Annotated in this window: 14 protein-coding genes and 1 tRNA gene; 3 read left to right on the forward strand and 12 right to left on the reverse strand. The window is 69.8% G+C overall.

From position 1 onward, the window contains the following. Positions 1 to 29 precede the first annotated feature (29 nt). The 3 genes from QL987_RS15855 to QL987_RS15865 all read right to left on the reverse strand — a co-directional run bounded on the left by QL987_RS15855 (position 30) and on the right by QL987_RS15865 (position 3306). Entirely contained in the window at positions 30 to 1331 is a 1302-nt protein-coding gene (locus QL987_RS15855; RefSeq protein WP_111074342.1) for a sugar ABC transporter substrate-binding protein, read from the reverse strand. 122 nt (positions 1332 to 1453) lie between these two features. Next, positions 1454 to 2563, reverse strand: coding sequence for a Gfo/Idh/MocA family oxidoreductase (locus tag QL987_RS15860; protein ID WP_290158590.1), 1110 nt, complete (start codon positions 2561 to 2563; stop codon positions 1454 to 1456). Beyond that, positions 2560 to 3306, reverse strand: a complete 747-nt coding sequence (locus QL987_RS15865; protein ID WP_290158591.1) for a sugar phosphate isomerase/epimerase — start codon at positions 3304 to 3306, stop codon at positions 2560 to 2562. The genes QL987_RS15860 and QL987_RS15865 overlap by 4 nt, the downstream gene beginning before the upstream one ends. A 141-nt stretch (positions 3307 to 3447) precedes the next feature. Here QL987_RS15865 and QL987_RS15870 point away from each other — a divergent pair, with 141 nt between their 5' ends. Together QL987_RS15870 and QL987_RS15875 are read left to right on the forward strand one after the other, a co-directional pair. Beyond that, entirely contained in the window at positions 3448 to 4659 is a 1212-nt protein-coding gene (locus QL987_RS15870; protein ID WP_111074422.1) for an ROK family transcriptional regulator, read from the forward strand. A gap of 62 nt (positions 4660 to 4721) precedes the next feature. After that, positions 4722 to 5447: a YqaJ viral recombinase family protein gene (locus tag QL987_RS15875; protein ID WP_290158592.1), complete on the forward strand. Its 726-nt coding sequence runs from the start codon at positions 4722 to 4724 to the stop codon at positions 5445 to 5447. Here the strand turns inward: QL987_RS15875 and QL987_RS15880 are convergent. The 6 genes from QL987_RS15880 to QL987_RS15905 form a co-directional block, all read right to left on the reverse strand. Next, complete coding sequence (locus tag QL987_RS15880; RefSeq protein WP_290158594.1) at positions 5398 to 6048, reverse strand: Pr6Pr family membrane protein; 651 nt, start codon at positions 6046 to 6048, stop codon at positions 5398 to 5400. The two genes, QL987_RS15875 and QL987_RS15880, sit on opposite strands and share 50 nt — an antisense overlap. Before the next feature lie 168 nt (positions 6049 to 6216). Then, the gene (gene rplA, locus QL987_RS15885; RefSeq protein WP_111074347.1) at positions 6217 to 6906 is read right to left on the reverse strand and encodes a 50S ribosomal protein L1; all 690 of its coding nucleotides are present in this window, start codon (positions 6904 to 6906) and stop codon (positions 6217 to 6219) included. Between the two features lie 80 nt (positions 6907 to 6986). Then, complete coding sequence (gene rplK, locus QL987_RS15890; protein WP_110824626.1) at positions 6987 to 7418, reverse strand: 50S ribosomal protein L11; 432 nt, start codon at positions 7416 to 7418, stop codon at positions 6987 to 6989. Between the two features lie 143 nt (positions 7419 to 7561). Then, a complete protein-coding gene (nusG, locus tag QL987_RS15895) occupies positions 7562 to 8677 on the reverse strand; it encodes a transcription termination/antitermination protein NusG (RefSeq protein WP_111074348.1) in 1116 nt (371 codons plus the stop codon). A 170-nt stretch (positions 8678 to 8847) separates the two neighbouring features. Continuing rightward, positions 8848 to 9123: a preprotein translocase subunit SecE gene (gene secE, locus QL987_RS15900; protein ID WP_111074349.1), complete on the reverse strand. Its 276-nt coding sequence runs from the start codon at positions 9121 to 9123 to the stop codon at positions 8848 to 8850. A 19-nt stretch (positions 9124 to 9142) separates the two neighbouring features. Beyond that, a tRNA-Trp gene (locus QL987_RS15905) sits at positions 9143 to 9215 on the reverse strand. Between the two features lie 248 nt (positions 9216 to 9463). On the opposite strand from QL987_RS15905, the gene QL987_RS15910 reads away from it, so the two are divergent. Then, positions 9464 to 10645, forward strand: coding sequence for a pyridoxal phosphate-dependent aminotransferase (locus tag QL987_RS15910; RefSeq protein ID WP_290158597.1), 1182 nt, complete (start codon positions 9464 to 9466; stop codon positions 10643 to 10645). A gap of 141 nt (positions 10646 to 10786) precedes the next feature. Here the strand turns inward: QL987_RS15910 and QL987_RS15915 are convergent, their stop codons facing one another. Genes QL987_RS15915 through QL987_RS15925 form a run of 3 tightly spaced genes read right to left on the reverse strand, consistent with a single transcriptional unit; the run spans position 10787 to position 12689 of the window. Further along, positions 10787 to 11818, reverse strand: coding sequence for a UDP-N-acetylmuramate dehydrogenase (locus QL987_RS15915; protein WP_111074350.1), 1032 nt, complete (start codon positions 11816 to 11818; stop codon positions 10787 to 10789). Positions 11819 to 11820: 2 nt separating this feature from the next. After that, a complete protein-coding gene (locus QL987_RS15920) occupies positions 11821 to 12243 on the reverse strand; it encodes a MaoC/PaaZ C-terminal domain-containing protein (RefSeq protein WP_111074351.1) in 423 nt (140 codons plus the stop codon). Beyond that, positions 12240 to 12689: a MaoC family dehydratase N-terminal domain-containing protein gene (locus QL987_RS15925; protein ID WP_111074352.1), complete on the reverse strand. Its 450-nt coding sequence runs from the start codon at positions 12687 to 12689 to the stop codon at positions 12240 to 12242. Before QL987_RS15925 ends, QL987_RS15920 begins: the two co-directional genes overlap by 4 nt. Between the last annotated feature and the right edge of the window lie 128 nt (positions 12690 to 12817).

A 12817-nucleotide genomic window follows, 5' to 3' on the forward strand; every position in this document is an offset into this window, starting at 1 on the left:
GACGGTCGTGGTCCGGGCCTCCCGTCGGATCAGCCTGCGGCCTGGGAGACCTGGTCCTGGGCCGTCTGCAGCGCGCTCTTGATGTCCTTGTCGGACACCGTCGAACCCGTCGCGATCTTGGCGAACATGTCGTTCATCGCCTTGCCGACCGTGGACTCGAACTGGTCCTCGGCGGGCACCAGCGGGAGCGGCTTCGCCTTGTTGTTGTAGATGTCGAGGAACGTCTTCGTCTGCTCGTCCGTGACGGAGTCAGCAGCGGCGGCGAGCACCGGCAGTGCCGCGTACGGCTTGTCGAGCGTGGTCTGTGTGTCCGCGCTCGTCATGTACTTGACGAACTTCAGCGCGCCCTCCTTGTTCTTCGTGTTCTTGAAGACGGAGAGGTTGATGCCGGCCGGGAAGCTGGCGATCTGCTCGCCACCGGTCGGAGCGGGCAGCGGGACGACGCCGTACTCGTCCGACTTCATGCCGAGCGAGTTGATGGTGTTGTTCGCGTTGTTCTGGTTGAGGATCATCGCGGCCTTCTTGTTCGCGAAGTCCGTGACCGACTGCGTGGCGTTGTCGTACTGCGCGTTCGAGGGGTTCGCGGCCTTCGCGTCCTGCATCAGGTCGATGTAGCGCTTGATGCCGTCGACGTTGGCCTTCGAGGTGAAGGTCGGCTTGCCGCTCTTGTCGAACCACTCGCCGCCGTTCTGCGCCGAGTTGATGAACGCGAAGTGCGCGTTCTCGGTGTACGAACCACCGGCGAGGCTGAACCCGTAGGTGTCACCCTTCGTCAGCGTCTTGGCCGCGGTGACGAGGTCGTCCCAGTTCGTGGGCGGCTCGATGTTCGCGTCCTTGAGCATCTGCTTGTTGTAGAAGAGGCCGTAGGCGAGGCCGTAGAGCGGGACGCTCGTGACGGTCTTGTCCGGGGCGCCACCGGTGGAGAGCGCGACCTTGCCGAACTTGTCGGCACCGCCGATCGCCTTCATCTCCGAGTCACCGAACTCCTGGAAGGCGCCGGTGGCCTGGAGCGAGGTCGCCCAGGTGTTGCCGATGTTCACCACGTCCGGGCCCTGGCCCGAGGTGACGGCGGTCTGGATCTTCGTCTGGAGGTCGTTCCAGCCGATGACCTGGAGGTTGACCTTGATCCCGGTCTCCTTGGTGAACTTCTCGAGGACGGGGGTCAGCACCTCCTTGTCGTTCTGCAGGGACGTGCCCTGGTTCGACGCCCAGTAGGTGAGCGTCTTCGAGTCGCCGGCGGAACCGGACGACCCGGAGGAGCAGGCTGCGAGGCCGGTCACGGTGAGTGCCGCGGCCGCGGTGATGGCCAGTGCGCGGATGGCAGTGCGCATGAGGCTCTACTTTCTCGTCGTTGAGATCTTGCAGGAGGTGGTGCTCGGTGGTGGTGCTGGGTGCTGCTGTGTGGGACGGGGCAGGGCCGGGTCGGACCAGGGTCCGGTCGGGCTGGACCTGGTCAGGCCAGGGTCTGCTCCGCGGGGTCCCAACCCTCGGGGAGGGTCGGGGAGGGTGAGACCGTGCTCTCGACGAGCACGGTCTCACCACGTTCGGCTGCCTCGGCGATGGAGACCATCACGTCGAGGACGTGGAAGGCGAGGGCACCGGGGACCCGGTTCTCCTCACCCGCACGGAGGGAGCGGGCCAGGTCGACCACGCCCGTCCCCCGCGAGTAGGTGGACCCGACGGCGGGGATCGTCTCGGGCTCGTCGGCGCCGAGCGCGTACAGCTCGGTGTCGCCGTCGAAGTCGTTCGGGTCGGGGAAGACGACCGTGCCGGTCTCGCCCGCGATCTCGACGAAGCCGGTGCGGCCGCGGTCGGACTCGAACGAGAAGACGCTCTGCGCGCTGCCGCCGTTCTCGAACTGGATCAGCGCCGAGTGGTTCGTCGGGACGTCGACCGGGAAGTCGGTGCCGGCCTTCGGACCCGAGCCGATCGTGCGGGTGGCGCGGGACTTCGACGCGGTGGCCGTGACCTTCGCGACTGGTCCGAACGCCTGCACGAGGGTCGTGATGTAGTACGGGCCGATGTCGAACAGCGGGCCGGCACCGTAGGCGAAGAGGAACTCGGGGCTCGGGTGCCAGGACTCCGGGCCGGGGCTCTGGAAGAGGGTCAGCCCGTTCAGCGGGGTGCCGATGCGGCCGTCGCGGATGGTGCGGAGCGCGGTCTGCAGTCCGGCGCCGAGGAACGTGTCCGGGGCGACGCTGACGGTCTTGCCGGCGGCGACCGCGGCGTCGCGGAGCTGCGCGGCGCTCTGCCGGTCCAGCGCGTAGGGCTTCTCGCCCCAGACGTGCTTGCCGGCGGCCAGCGCCTGCAGCGCGACCTCGACGTGTGCGGCCGGGATGGTGAGGTTCACGACGATCTCGATGTCGTCGACGGCGAGCAGCTCTTCGACCGTGCCGGAGCCCGGCACGCCCCACTTCTCGGCCTGCGACGCTGCCCGGGGCAGGTCGATGTCGGCGATGAAGAGGACCTCGACGTCGGGGAAGACCGTCAGGTTGGACAGGTACTGGTCAGAGATGACGCCGGCGCCGATGACACCGACCCCGACACGTCCTGCGGCGCTCATGCGTGTGCTCCGGCGAGGAAGGCGTACGAGTCGCGGACGGCCTGGACGACGTCGCCGTCGTGGTCGTCGAGCTCGATGACCTGCTGGGCGTCGGGCGCTGCGGCCACGATGTCGCGCACCGGCATGATGCCGTTGCCGACCGCGACCTGCTGCTTGTCGTCGTGCGAGCCGTCGCCGTCCTTGACGTGCAGGAACCGGACCTGGTCGCCGAGTCGGCCGAGGACGGCCACCGGGTCGTCGCCGCCGACCTTCGCCCAGTAGGTGTCGAGCTCGAGGACGACGGCGTCGGAGAGGGCGCCGGCGAAGACCTCGAAGGCGCTCGAGCCGTCGATGCGGTTCGAGAACTCGAACGCGTGGTTGTGGTAGCCGAGGGTCAGACCATGGTCGGCGGCGCGGGGCGCGAGGTCGTTGAACTGGCGGGCGATGGCCTCGACGTCCTCGCGGGTGGTCCAGCGTGCTTCGTCGACGTGCGGGTCGATGAGGGTGCCGAGCCCGACGGTGACGCTCGCGGTGAGGATGCGCTCGAGCCCCTGCTCGTCCACGTCGAGGAGACGTGCGTGCCCGCTCGGCGCGGTCAGACCGGCCTGCTGCAGGGCGGCTGCGTACTCGTCGGCACGGTCGACGAAGCCGAAGAGCTCGACGTTCGTGAAACCGATGTCGGCGATCGTCGCCAGGGTTCCGGGGAGGTCCGTCGTCAGTGCGTCACGCACCGTGTAGAGCTGGACCGAGAGCGGTTGGGGCACCAGGTGTTCTCCTCATCGAGATGTGGTCTTCTCTGACCGATCGTCACACTATGGGCGCTTTTGTCGGCGGTCAAGCAAAAGTTCGAAGAGGTTCGACGACCTTCGTTGCGTGGCCCGGACGATGTGTGGTTCACTCCGACCATGGTCGACTTGACGCGGACGGCGACGACGCCGCCGGTCGGGGCCAGCGAGCTCTTCCAGATCCTGCGCGACGGCGTCCCGCGGACCCGAGGTGAACTCGCTGCCCTCACCGGGATGGCGCGCTCGACCATCGGCGTGCGCATCGACGCCCTGGTCGACGTCGGACTCGTCGGGTCCGTCGACACCGCCGCCTCCACCGGCGGACGACCCCCGGCACAGATCGCGTTGCGCCCCGCCGCGCGACTCGTCGTCGCCGCCGACCTCGGTGCCTCGCACGGCCGGGTCGCGGTGACCGACCTGGTCGGCACCCAGCTCGCCACCCGCGACGCCCGGATCGACATCGCCGCCGGACCCGTCCCCACGCTCGAGTGGCTCGTCGGCGTCGTCGACGAACTGCTCGATTCGGTCGGCCGCGCCCGCGACGACGTCATCGCGTTCGGCATCGGCCTGCCCGGCCCCGTCGAGTTCTCGACCGGACGCCCCGCCAACCCGCCGATCATGCCCGGCTGGGACGGCTTCGACGTCCCCGGGTGGCTCCGCCAGCACGTCCGCGCCCACGTCCTCGTCGACAACGACGTGAACATCGCGGCCCTCGGCGAACGGGCACACGGCTGGCCGGACCTCGACCACCTGCTCTTCGTGAAGGTCGCCACCGGCATCGGCTCCGGCATCGTTTCGGAGGGCCGGCTGCAGCGCGGCGCGCAGGGCACCGCGGGCGACATCGGGCACGTCCGGGTCTCGCGGGCGGGCGACGTCCCCTGCCACTGCGGCAACACCGGCTGCCTGGAGGCCGTCGCCTCCGGTCCGGCGATCGCCCGGGCACTGCGGGCGAAGGGCCACGACGTGCACACCAGCGCCGACGTCATCGAGCTCGTCGCCCGGTCCGACCTCGACGCCATCGGTGCCGTGCGCCAGGCCGGCCGGGACATCGGCGAGGTCCTGGCGACCTGCGTCTCCCTCATCAACCCGTCGGTCATCGCACTCGGCGGCTCGATCACCCAGGCCGGGGAGCACCTGCTCGCCGGCGTCCGGGAGGTCGTCTACTCCCGCTCGATGCCCCTCGCCACCGAGCACCTCGTCATCGCGCAGTCCCGCGCCGGCTCGATCGCCGCACTGCAGGGCGCCGCAGCGCTCGCCATCGCGTACGCGCTGTCCCCCGCGGGCGTCGACGAGCTGGTCACGATGGCCGAGGGGCGGCAGCTGGTCTCCTGACCGCCGCACCCCGACCGCGTGCCGGTTTCGCCGGTGCCGGTGGTCGGGTGGACAATCGTGGGGTGACGATCGTGCAGCCCACTCTCTGGGGCGACCTGGATGACGGGTGGGAGGCCCAGCCCGGCACCGCCACGTCGGCCGTCGGTCGGGCTGCGGGCGCTCGTGCCACCGGCTCCGCGCGTCCGACTCGCGCGCACGACACCTTCACGGCGCTCCGCGGGCACACCGAGCGGATCGTCGCGCACTCGTCCGACCGCGTCGCCTGGCTGCGCGCACGCGCGATGGGCATCACAGCCACCGACGTCGCACGTCTCGCGTCCCTCCACGCCGTCGACGCGGTCGTCGCCGACAAGCGGTACGGCTCCCGGTTCGCCGGCAACGTCTACACCGAACACGGCAAGGAACGCGAACCCGTGATCGCCTCGTGGGTCGCCGCGACCCACGGCATCCAGCCCTCGGCGCACCTGTTCCACGCAGCCACGAACCGGGCACACCTGGCCACCCCGGACGGTGTCGGGCTCGACCGTGACGGCCGCCTGCTGCTGGCAGAGATCAAGACGACCGCGAACGGCTTCACCCGCGTCCCCCGGCACTACATGCGGCAGGTGTGGTGGCAGCAGTACGTGCTCGGTGCCGACCGGACGCTGTTCGTCTGGGAGAAGCACGACGACTTCGTGCCGGTCGCCGACGAGCCCGAGTGCCGGTGGATCGACCGCGACGACGACGCCATCCGCGGGCTCATCGCCCTCGCGGACCTGGTGCTCGATCGCCTGCGGGACGCTCGCTGACCGGGATCAACCGCAGTCGGGACAGCGCGACGACGATCAGGCCCATCAGGCCGATGAACACCGCGACGCCCAGGCAGTACAGCGCGACCACGCCGTAGCCCGACTTCGGGTCGAGGAACGGGTAGGGCACCCAGCCGTCGGTCGCACCGCGGATCACGACCACGACCAGCCAGGCCGCCGGGTAGATCAGGAACCACCACACGTCGCGGAAGAACAGTCGGCTGCGGTCCGAGAACAGCAGCCAGTCGATCACGACGTACAACGGGATCCAGCGGTGCAGGACGTCGTTCGACCAGGACTCCCCCACCGGCTGCCCGACCTGGGCGAGCAGCGTGTTGTAGACCAGGCCCGTCGTCGCGATGTAGACCGTGGCGGCACCACGGAAGAGGTCCAAGCGGCGGCCGGCATCACGCCGTCGCACTGCCGCCACGACGGTGAGGACGAAGACGACCGCGACCAGGATGTTCGACTGGTTCGTGAAGTACCCGAAGAAGTTCCAGAACACGAACCCGTTCTGCAGCGCACGCTGCAGGTCGTCGACGATGGCCGCGACGATGGCGATCGCGGCGACGAGCCGCAGGACGTTCACGAAGATCCGCACGGGATCACGGTACTGGTCGATCGCCCTGTCCGGAGAACGCGGAGCGGGGCTCGCCGAACCGGGAACGCGGAGCGGGGCTCGCCGAACCGGGAACGCAGAACGGCCCGCACCGGGGTGCGGGCCGTTCAGGTCGTGCTGTGGATCAGTGCGATCCGCTGCTGATCAGGATCAGAAGACGTTGACGTCCAGCGGGATGCCCGGGCCGAAGGTCGTCGAGACGGCGCCCTTCATGATGTACCGGCCCTTCGCGGCGCTCGGCTTGAGGCGGACGATCTCGTCGAGCGCGGTGGTGATGTTCTCGTCGAGCTGCTCCGGCGTGAACGAGGCCTTGCCGACGACGAAGTGCACGTTGGAGTGCTTGTCGACGCGGAACTCGATCTTGCCGCCCTTGATCTCGTTCACGGCCTGGGCCACGTTCGGGGTCACGGTGCCGGTCTTCGGGTTGGGCATGAGGCCACGCGGGCCGAGCACCTTGCCGAGACGACCGACCTTGCCCATGAGCTCCGGGGTCGAGACCGCGGAGTCGAACGAGGTGTAACCCTCGGCGACCTTCGCGATGAGCTCGTCGCCACCGACCTCGTCGGCGCCGGCGGCGATGGCGGCCTCAGCGGCTGCACCCGTCGCGAAGACGATGACGCGGGCGGTCTTGCCGGTGCCGTGCGGGAGGATGACGGTGCCGCGCACCATCTGGTCCGCCTTGCGCGGGTCGACGCCGAGCTTCAGTGCGACCTCGACGGTGGAGTCGGTCTTCGCAGAGCCGGTCTCCTTCGCCAGGGCGACTGCCTCGGTGGGGGTGTAGAACTTGTCGGCCACGATCTTCGCGGCCGCGGCGCGGTACGCCTTGGACTTCTTCGCCATGGTGGTCTCCTTGCGAGATACGTGGTTGGCGAGCCGGCGCGGCTCTCCCACGGTGAGTACTGGGGTGTGGAGGGTGAGGCTCAGGCCTCGACCGTGATGCCCATCGAACGAGCGGTACCGGCGATGATCTTCGTCGCCTGCTCGATGTCGTTGGCGTTCAGGTCGGCCTGCTTGGTCTCGGCGATCTGACGGATCTGGTCCGCCGTGATGCGTCCGGCCTTCACCGTGTGCGGCGTCGCGGAACCCTTGTTCACACCCGCGGCCTTCTTGATGAGCTCGGCTGCCGGCGGGGTCTTGAGGATGAACGTGAACGAACGGTCCTCGTAGACGGTGATCTCCACCGGGATGACGTTGCCGCGCTGCGACTCGGTCTGGGCGTTGTACGCCTTGCAGAACTCCATGATGTTCACGCCGTGCTGACCGAGCGCCGGACCGATCGGCGGTGCCGGGTTGGCGGCGCCCGCGTTGATCTGCAGCTTGATCAGGCCCGTGACCTTCTTCTTCGGTGCCATGTTTCGCTTTCCTCCTGGGATCGAACGCACGGGGATCCGTGCACTCTCCCGCGTCTCCGGCGGTTCCGGATCGCGGTGACGGACCCGCAGCGCACGAGGCGCGCGGACCCAAACTCGAACAGTCTAGTGGATGGTGTCCAGCTCTAGAGCTTGGTCACCTGGTCGAAGCTGAGCTCGACCGGCGTCTCGCGCTCGAAGAGCGAGACGAGCACGGTGAGCTTGCCGCTCTCCGGCTTGATCTCGGAGATCGACCCCGGCAGACCCGCGAACGAGCCTTCCTTGATCGTGATCGTCTCGCCGACCTCGAAGTCGACCTCGGCCTGGGGCTGCGCCTGGGCGAGTCCGCTGCCCTTGGCGCCGCCCTTGGTCGGGGCCGCCTCGGCGACCTGGACGAGGGACTTCAGCATGCCGAAGGCCTCGTCGAAGCGGAGCGGGGTCGGGTTGTGCGCGTTGCCGACGAAGCCGGTCACACCCGGGGTGTGGCGGACGACGGACCACGAGTCCTCGTCGAGGTCCATGCGGACGAGCACGTAGCCGGGGATCCGGACGCGGGTGACCAGCTTGCGCTGCCCGTTCTTGATCTCGACGACGTCCTCCATCGGGACCTCGGCCTGGTAGATGTAGTCCTCCATCGACATCGAGACCATGCGGTTCTCGATGTTCGCCTTCACGCGGCGCTCGAAGCCCGCGTAGGAGTGGATGACGTACCACTTGCCCGGCTTCATCCGCAGTTCGGTCTTGAACGCCTCGTACGGGTCGACCTCGGACTCGTCGTCGTCGTCCTCGGCCGTGATCGTGACCTCGGTGTCGGGAGCCAGGTCGACCTCGGACTCCGGGGCGATCGCACCGAGCGTGTCGGCGGACTCCTCCGCGGCGACGGTGGCGTTCGCTTCGTCCGCGGTCTCGTCCTCGAGCTCGGTCTCTTCTTCGTCCTCGACGGCTTCGACGGCGGCTTCGGCCTCGTCGGCGGTGTCGATCTCGAGCGCGTCGTCGACGACGGCGTCGGCTTCCGGGTCACGCGACTCGGCGAGGGCGTCGAGCGTCTCGTCGAGCTCGGTGCTGACCGTGCCGTCGTCCGGCTCGTCGCTCAGCCCGAGGGACTCGTCGTCGTCGTCCTCGACGGAGATCGCGCGCTCCTCGGCGGAGTCGGTCGAACGGAGTTCGCTCGTCTCGACGTCGCCTTCCTGGTTCTCCTCGACCTCGGAAGACTGCTCGGCAGCGGTCGCGAGGTCGATGTCGTCGCGGGAGTAGTCAGACACAGTCGGTTCTTTCCGTTCGATGGTGCGGATCGGGATGGCGCTCGTGTCCCGGGCAGGGAACGGGTCACCGTCTCCGGAAGACCGTACCCCGAGGAGGACCGGAGCGGTCGGACCTGCGGTCAGGCCGGGCGCGCCAGGAGTGCAGCGCGCCGGGGTTGATGCCAGCTGGGTCAGGCCGTGGGGCCGTTGCCGAACACGTAGCCGACGCCGAGACCGAACACGAAGTCGAGGACCGACACGAGGATCATCATCACGACGACGAACACGAGCACGACGCCCGTGTAGCTGAAGAGTTCCTTGCGGGTCGGGGTGACGACCTTGCGCAGCTCGCCGAAGACCTGGCGGATGAACAGTGCGATCGCGGCGAAGGGGCCACGGCGCTGAGCCCGGTCGACCTTTGCCTGGGTGACGACGTCGTCAGTCGTCTCCACGTCTTTGCTCGCCACTTCAACCCTTCCCGATGTGCAGGGCGGACAGGACTTGAACCTGCAACCTGCGGTTTTGGAGACCGCTGCTCTACCAATTGAGCCACCGCCCTTCGGAACGTCCACCCGTACGGGATCCGGTCGTTCCAGGGAGAAGAAGTCCGTTTCCGACAGACTTCAACCGCCGCAGAACAGTGTACGGGAGTCCCGACGGCGGTGTCCACTTGACGGATGCTCCGGCGCGGCGCGTCGGTAGGCTGACCCCGTGAGCACCGAAGCCGCCAGCCCTCAGCCCACCGACAGCCCCGACAGCAGCCCGCGCCCGGGCACGGACGCAGGTGCGCCCGGGGACCGTCCGCGCATCGCCTCCCGCATCGCCGCCATCGCCGAGTCCGCGACCCTCAAGGTCGACGCCAAGGCGAAGGCCCTCAAGGCCTCCGGGCGCCCGGTGATCTCCTTCGCCGCGGGCGAGCCCGACTTCGCCACCCCGGCGCACGTCGTCGACGCGGCCGTCGCGGCAGCGCAGGACCCGGCGAACCACCGGTACACCCCGGCCACGGGCCTCCCGGACCTGAAGCGCGCGGTCGCCGACAAGACCGCGCGCGAGTCCGGCATCGCCGTCGACCCGTCGCAGGTCATCATCACGAACGGCGGCAAGCAGGCCGTCTACCAGGCCTTCCAGACCGTGGTCGACGCCGGGGACGAGGTCCTGCTGCCCGCGCCGTACTGGACCACCTACCCCGAAGCCATCCGACTGGCGGGCGGCGTCCCCGTCGACGTCTTCGCCGGCAGCGACCAGGACTACCTCGTCACCGTCGAGCAGCTCGAGGCAGCGCGGACCCCGCGCACGAAGGCGTTGCTCTTCTGCTCCCCGTCGAACCCGACCGGTGCCGTCTACTCCGCCGAGCAGACCCGCGCCATCGGCGAGTGGGCGCTGGAGCACGGCATCTGGGTGATCAGCGACGAGATCTACCAGGACCTGCTCTACGACGGCCTCACCTTCTCCGGTGTCCTCGAGCAGGTCCCGGCCCTCGCGGACACGACGATCCTGGTGAACGGGGTCGCCAAGACCTACGCCATGACCGGCTGGCGGGTCGGCTGGATGATCGGCCCGGCGGACGTGGTCAAGGCCGCGTCGAACCTGCAGTCCCACCTGTCCTCGAACGTCTCGAACGTCTCGCAGCGTGCCGCGATCGCCGCCCTGGACGGCCCGCAGGAGCCCGTCCTGGCGATGCGCGAGGCCTTCGACCGTCGCCGGCAGGCGATCGTCGCCGGCCTCAACGCCATCCCCGGCTTCAACACGCCCGTGCCACAGGGAGCGTTCTACGTGTACCCCGACGTCACCGCGCTGCTCGGTCGCGAGTGGGCCGGCAGCACGCCGACCACGACCCTCGAGCTGGCCGACCTGATCCTCGAGCACGCCGAGGTCGCGGTCGTCCCGGGCGAGGCGTTCGGGCCCTCCGGGTACCTGCGCCTGTCCTACGCGCTCGGCGACGACGACATCGCCGAGGGCGTCGCCCGTCTGGCCCGCCTGTTCGGCTGATCCCGGTCGCCCCGTACGGCACGACGCGCCCCGTCTCGACGGGGCGCGTCGTCGTTGCGGGGAGCGATGTCGTCGGAGTCGGCGACGGCCGGGAGGCACGCCTCGCGTCCGCCCCGTCGGCACCGTCGCCGGCGCCGTCGGTCAGGCGAGCAGGTCCCCGACCACGACGGGCTCCGGCACGAGCGTGACGCCGAAGCGGTTCGCGACCGTCACCTGCACGTAGCGCGCGAGTTCGGCGACCTGGGCCGCCGTCGCTCCCCCACGGTTCGTCAGCGCGAGGGTGTGCTTCGTGGAGATCCCGGCGCGGGACCCCGGCACGCCGTAGCCGCGGTGCACCCCGGCGTGCTCGATGAGCCAGGCGGCGCTGAGCTTCACGTCGTCACCGGCCGGCCAGCGCGGTGCGTCGTCGGGCATCGTCTGCGCGAACCCGGCCGAGACGATCGGGTTGGTGAAGAACGAGCCGGCGCTCCAGGTGTCCGGGTCGGCGTCGTCGAGCACCATGCCTTTGGACCCGCGCAACCGGAGGACCTCGGCGCGGACGTCGGCCGGGGCGACGAGGGTGCCGAGTTCGACGCCGAGGGACCCCGCGAGCTGGGCGTAGCGCACCGGGACCCCGTCGTCGGAGGCCGTCCCGAGCCGGAACTCGACGGTCAGCACGACGCCGCGACGACCGTGCTTGAGGGTGCTCGTGCGGTAGCCGAGCGCCAGCTCGGACGCGGGGACCCAGGAACGCTCGCCGGTCTCGGCGTCCAGGAAGTCGACGGCGGTGAGCACGTCGGAGAGCTCGACCCCGTAGGCGCCGATGTTCTGCACGGGGGCGGCACCGACCGTGCCCGGGATGCCGCTGAGGGCCTCCAGTCCGGTCCATCCGCGCTCGACGGTCGTCGCGATGAACGCGTCCCACGGCTCCCCTGCGGCGACGCGGACGGTGACGCCGTCGGCGTCGGGCACCGCGTCGACCCCGCGGGTGCGGACCACCACCACGGTGCCGGGGAAGCCCTGGTCGGCGACGAGCAGGTTGCTGCCGCCGCCGAGGACCAGCCAGTCGTCCTCGTCCGCCCAGGCGTCGACGATGTGGGCGACGAGTTCGTCGGTCGTGTCCGCGACCAGCAGTCGGCCGGCCGGACCGCCGACGCGCAGGGTCGTGAGCTCGGCGAGCGTCGTCTCCGCCACGGTCAGTGGAACGCCACGGTGACCTGCGCCTTGCCGAGCACGGTCTGCCCGGCGGCGGTCACGGTGAGGTCGATGCGCTGCGGGCGGCCCTGGTCGTCGAGGGTGCCGACCTTGGCGACCACGCCGACGTCGGCACCGTCGGTCGGGTCGACGACGACGGGGCGGGTGAAGCGGACGCCGTACGAGGCGACCCAACCGCGGTCGCCGAGCCACTCGGCGACGGGCTGGACGGCGAGGCCCATGGTGAGCATGCCGTGTGCCAGGACGCCGGGCAGCCCGACCGAGGCGGCGACGTCGTCGCGGTAGTGGATCGGGTTGAAGTCCCCGGAGGCCCCGGCGTACCGGACGAGCGAGTCGCGGGTCAGGTGCACCTGGCGCTCCGCGACGACGGTGCCGACCTGCAGGTCGGCGGCGGTGTCGGTCATGCGTCATCTCCTCGGACGACGAGGGTGGACGTGGCGGTGACGACGTGCTGTCCGTCGGCGTCGACGACGCTCGACTCGGCGGTGACCATCGCGTTGCCGCCCAGGGTCTTCACGCTCGTGACGGCGAGGGTCGCGGTGAGTTCGTCCCCGGCGACGATCGGTCGGGCGTAGGCGAACTTCTGCTCGCCGTGCACGACACGGGAGAAGTCGATGCCGGCGTCCGGTTCGGCCAGGAGCTGCGCGAGCGTGGCCTCCTGCACGACGACCGCGAAGGTGGCCGGGGCGACGACGTCGGCGTGCCCGGCGGCCCGTGCGGCGGCGGGGTCGGAGTGGATCGGGTTGGTCGCGAACACGGCGCGGGAGAACTCGCGCACCTTCTCACGACCGACCAGGTACGGCGGGGCCGGCGGGAACGTCCTGCCGACGAGCTCGGGGTTCACTGACACCCGGGCAGTCTACCGAGGCCCTCGGACGCCGGACTCGACGTTGGTGATGAGCTCGACCTTGTTCACGAGCTCGACCTTGTTCATGAGTTTGCATCGGTTAGGCTGGCGGCGCTCGGTCGGGGGACGAC

Source organism: Curtobacterium sp. APC 4022 (assembly GCF_030407555.1).
In the GTDB taxonomy this organism is placed as follows: domain Bacteria; phylum Actinomycetota; class Actinomycetes; order Actinomycetales; family Microbacteriaceae; genus Curtobacterium.

Excerpts from the sequence above, each read along its gene's own strand:
- rplK (WP_110824626.1), bottom strand. The coding sequence starts at position 7,418 with ATGGCACCGAAGAAGAAGGTCACGGGCCTGATCAAGCTGCAGATCAAC.
- rplA (WP_111074347.1), bottom strand. The coding sequence starts at position 6,906 with ATGGCGAAGAAGTCCAAGGCGTACCGCGCCGCGGCCGCGAAGATCGTG.
- QL987_RS15860 (WP_290158590.1), bottom strand. The coding sequence starts at position 2,563 with ATGAGCGCCGCAGGACGTGTCGGGGTCGGTGTCATCGGCGCCGGCGTC.
- QL987_RS15920 (WP_111074351.1), bottom strand. The coding sequence starts at position 12,243 with ATGACCGACACCGCCGCCGACCTGCAGGTCGGCACCGTCGTCGCGGAG.
- QL987_RS15855 (WP_111074342.1), bottom strand. The coding sequence starts at position 1,331 with ATGCGCACTGCCATCCGCGCACTGGCCATCACCGCGGCCGCGGCACTC.
- QL987_RS15870 (WP_111074422.1), top strand. The coding sequence starts at position 3,448 with ATGGTCGACTTGACGCGGACGGCGACGACGCCGCCGGTCGGGGCCAGC.